We start from the raw sequence: 3,919 nt of genomic DNA, 5'->3' as shown, positions 1-3,919 counted from the left end.
GCCTTTTTGCAACGTGTCGAGCAGGCACGTACCCGACTGTTGGCAGACGATGGCGCGATTACCCAATTTATGGCAGATTTTCCGCAAGCTGATGCCGGCAAATTACGCACCTTGATCCGCAACACTAAAAAAGAACAGGAACAAAACAAACCGCCGAAAAACTTCCGTGCGCTGTTCCAAGAAATTAAAGCAGTGATGGAGGCCGGTCAATCCGACGCTTCAGAAGAAGGGCAGGATTGGGAAGAATAAACCTTAAGGCCGTCTGAAAACCGATTGCAGGTTTCAGACGGCCTGTATCGTAATACCGAAGGAGGATGACCATGAAATTTCGCCACTCTGCAACCGCCTTGCTGATTGGTGTATTGACCCTCAATGGATGTACTACCGATCTTTGGGAAAGAAATAACCCTTTCCATCAAACCACAACTGAAAAAACCGTTGCCAAAGACAATATTCACGCATTTGGCGTGGTTGCCAAAGACAATACGCAACTGGAAACAGGCAGCTTGGTCATGATGGGTGGAAAATATTGGTTTGTCGTTAATCCTAGAGATTCGGCCAAATTGAAGGCGGTTTTGGATGCAAAGCTGAGCAAACGATTTCAAATGGTTCGGCAAAATCCAAAACAGGTGTATGAGGCTTTGCCGGTCGAATTGAAATCCCCTGAAGCGCAAACTTTCCGCTCGAATTTCTGCCTGCGTTACGATACTCAAAAAGCTGCCGAGATTGCCAAGTTAAAACAGCTGGCGTTCAAGCCGGTCGAACTTGATGGTAAAACTGTCTACACACGGTGTATTTCTACCGAAGGTCATTATTATGCAACGCCGAAAAATGTTGCCGAAGACCGCCGTTTTGACACTGCCGTCCCGGTCAGAATTTATTATGTGGAAACCAAAAAAAGTACCGATGTTCGGAAGTTGACGGGGAATATCCTGAAAACGCCATTTACATTGGCTTTGGACGCAGTCGGCGTAGTGATAGCAGGCTCATATGTCGTGATCGGTGAAATTATCGATGCTTCACGCAAATAATATCCAAGGCCGTCTGAAAACGGATTGCAGGTTTCAGACGGCCTCCTCCTTAAAATAAATGCTTAAAAAAATTAATTTTCTCTCTATTTAATCCCACACACCATGTCCGTCAAAATCCAAACACGTTCCATTAATCCGACTGTTTTTAACGACTTGCTCACTGCCGGTACCGATCCTTTGATTGCGCGGCTGTGTGCTGCGCGTGATGTGCAAAGTCCGGCCGAGTTGGACGACAAGCTTGCTGCGCTTTTGCCGTATCAAACGCTGACAAACTGCGAAGCCGCCGCCGTCCGTTTGGCGGATGCGATTGAGCGTCAGGAAAAAATCCTGATTGTCGCCGACTACGATGCCGACGGTGCGACAGCGTGTTCCGTCGGTATGAGCGGTTTGGCGGCGATGGGGGCGAAAGTGGATTTCCTTGTGCCCAACCGCTTTGAGCACGGCTACGGCTTAACGCCCGAGCTGGCTGAAATCGCCGCCACGCAAGGCGTGGATTTATTGGTGACGGTGGATAACGGTATCGCCAGCATTGCAGGCGTGGCGCGTGCGCAGGAATTGGGTTTGGATGTGATTGTGACCGACCACCATCTGCCTGCCGAGACCGTGCCCGACTGCATCATCGTCAATCCGAACCAAAAAGGCTGCGGTTTCCAAAGCAAAAGCTTGGCGGGCGTGGGCGTGATTTTTTATGTGTTGATGGCTTTGCGCGCCGAACTGCGCCGCCGCAATTATTTTTCAGACGGCCTGAAAGAGCCGAATCTGGGCGACCTTTTGGATTTGGTCGCACTCGGTACCGTTGCCGATGTCGTTACTTTAGACCACAACAATCGTATCCTCGTATCGCAAGGGTTGAAACGGATGCGTTTGGGTAAAATGCGCCCCGGTATCCGTGCCTTGTTTGAAGTGGCACGGCGTGATTGGCGCAAGGCTCAGCCGTTTGATATGGGTTTTGCACTGGGACCGCGCATCAACGCGGCTGGACGGCTGGACGATATGTCGGTCGGTATTGCCTGCCTGTTGGCGCGAGATGATGCCGAAGCGCAGGAACTGGCGGCTCAGTTAAATAACCTTAATATCGAACGCCGCGAAATCGAGCAGTCTATGCTGCAAGACGCGTTGAATGATTTTCCCGAAATCCTGCCTCCAGGTCAGACGACTTTGGTGGCGTATCGCGACGACTTCCATCAAGGCGTGGTCGGTATTGTTGCCAGCCGCCTTAAAGACCGTTTTTATCGTCCGACCATCGTGTTTGCGCCTGCCGACAACGGCGAAGTGCGCGGTTCGGGTCGCTCCATTCCCAATCTGCACCTGCGCGATGCTTTGGACTTGGTGTCTAAACGCCATCCCGATTTGATTTTGAAATTCGGCGGACACGCAATGGCGGCGGGTTTGAGCATACTTGAACACAATATTCCCGCGTTTCAGACGGCCTTTGAAGAAGCCGTGCGCGAGATGGTGTGCGAAGACGACTTGTCGCAAACCTTCATCACCGACGGCAGCCTGCCTGCCCGCGATATTACGCTGGAACAGGCGCAGAACCTTGCCCGACACGTTTGGGGGCAGGGCTTCGCGCCACCGAGTTTTACCGATGAATTTCATGTTGTCCGCCAGCAGCCGTTGGGTGCGGAAGGCAAACACAAAAAAGTCTGGCTGCAAAAAGACGGCTATGAGTTTGAAGCCATGTTTTGGCGTTGTAGCGAAGACATTCCCGAATACATCCGTACGGTTTACCGCCCCGTTGCTAACGAATGGCGGAATAATCTCGAATTGCAGCTTTATATCGACTACTGGGAAGCCGCGTAAGCAAAGGCCGTCTGAAAAATGAAGAAACAAAAACCTTGGCTCGGCTTTTCATTGGCGCTGCTTGCCACCATGACTTGGGGATCGCTGCCGGTCATCGCCCAACAGGCCTTAAAAGCCGTCGATGCGCCCACGCTGGTGTGGATACGCTTTTTAGTGGCTTCGCTGGTGTTGTTTGCGTTGTTGGGGCTGACCGGCAAGCTGCCGAGGCCGTCTGAATTTTCCAAGCAAACTTTATTTTTATTGGTGTTGGGCATTATCGGCATTTCCGCTAACTTCGTGCTTGTTGCCATGGGTTTGCACTATATTTCGCCGACAACCACGCAGGTGTTGTGGCAACTCTCGCCCTTTACCATGATTTTGGTCGGCGTAGGCGTGTTTAAAGAAGCCTTTACGCACTGGCAAAAAATCGGCTTGATGCTTTTGCTGACGGGTTTGGTCATGTTTTTCAACGACAAATTCGGCGAACTTTTCAGTTTGGGCAGCTACGCGGTCGGGGTAATCATGGCGGCTTCGGGCAGCATGATTTGGGTGTGCTACGGCGTGGCGCAAAAACTTCTGTCCAAACATTTCAATTCGCAACAAATCCTGCTCATGATTTATTTTTGCAGCAGCTTTGTTTTCCTGCCGTTTGCTGAACCGTCACAAATCGCCCATATCGGCAATCCGTTTTTATGGGGCTGCTTTATCTATTGCTGCTTGAACACGCTGATCGGCTACGGTTCATTCGGCGAAGCACTCAATCATTGGGACGCTTCAAAAGTCAGTATCGTAACCACGCTGATTCCTGTATTCACCATGATATTTTCCACCATCGGCCATCATCTTGCCCCCGATTATTTTGCCGCTTCGGATATGAATATCGTCAGCTATGTGGGTGCCATGGTGGTTGTGGCCGGAGCCTTGCTGGCTGTGGCCGGAGAGAAAGTAATGGGGCTTTTTTTGAGAAAGATATAAAGCCTTTATTGCAAAACAGAATAAAGTAAGGCCGTCTGAAACAGGTTTCAGACGGCCTTTATAGTTAAAAAATCAGATTAATGAGAAACGGCAAATCAATAGAACCCTTCGCGTTCGACACGGGTGATGAT

Annotated in this window: 4 protein-coding genes; all 4 read left to right on the top strand. The window is 50.4% G+C overall.

Translation table 11 applies throughout. From position 1 onward, the window contains the following. A partial coding sequence (locus tag Q1M25_RS08715; protein WP_300483890.1) for a DUF615 domain-containing protein occupies positions 1 to 249 on the top strand: 249 nt, incomplete at its 5' end. A gap of 71 nt (positions 250 to 320) precedes the next feature. Continuing rightward, the gene (locus Q1M25_RS08710) at positions 321 to 1,031 is read left to right on the top strand and encodes a hypothetical protein (protein ID WP_107723542.1); all 711 of its coding nucleotides are present in this window, start codon (positions 321 to 323) and stop codon (positions 1,029 to 1,031) included. A 102-nt stretch (positions 1,032 to 1,133) separates the two neighbouring features. Next, the gene (gene recJ, locus Q1M25_RS08705) at positions 1,134 to 2,834 is read left to right on the top strand and encodes a single-stranded-DNA-specific exonuclease RecJ (protein WP_300483888.1); all 1,701 of its coding nucleotides are present in this window, start codon (positions 1,134 to 1,136) and stop codon (positions 2,832 to 2,834) included. Positions 2,835 to 2,852: 18 nt separating this feature from the next. Continuing rightward, positions 2,853 to 3,788 carry a DMT family transporter gene (locus tag Q1M25_RS08700; protein WP_300483886.1) on the top strand — a complete coding sequence of 312 codons (936 nt, stop codon included), beginning with the start codon at positions 2,853 to 2,855 and terminating at the stop codon, positions 3,786 to 3,788. The last annotated feature ends 131 nt before the right edge of the window (positions 3,789 to 3,919 follow it).

It is taken from the genome of uncultured Neisseria sp., assembly GCF_951230505.1.
Lineage (GTDB): Bacteria > Pseudomonadota > Gammaproteobacteria > Burkholderiales > Neisseriaceae > Neisseria.
The sequence above is the reverse complement of the archived record's forward strand: the minus strand, read 5'-3'. Positions and strand labels throughout refer to the sequence as shown.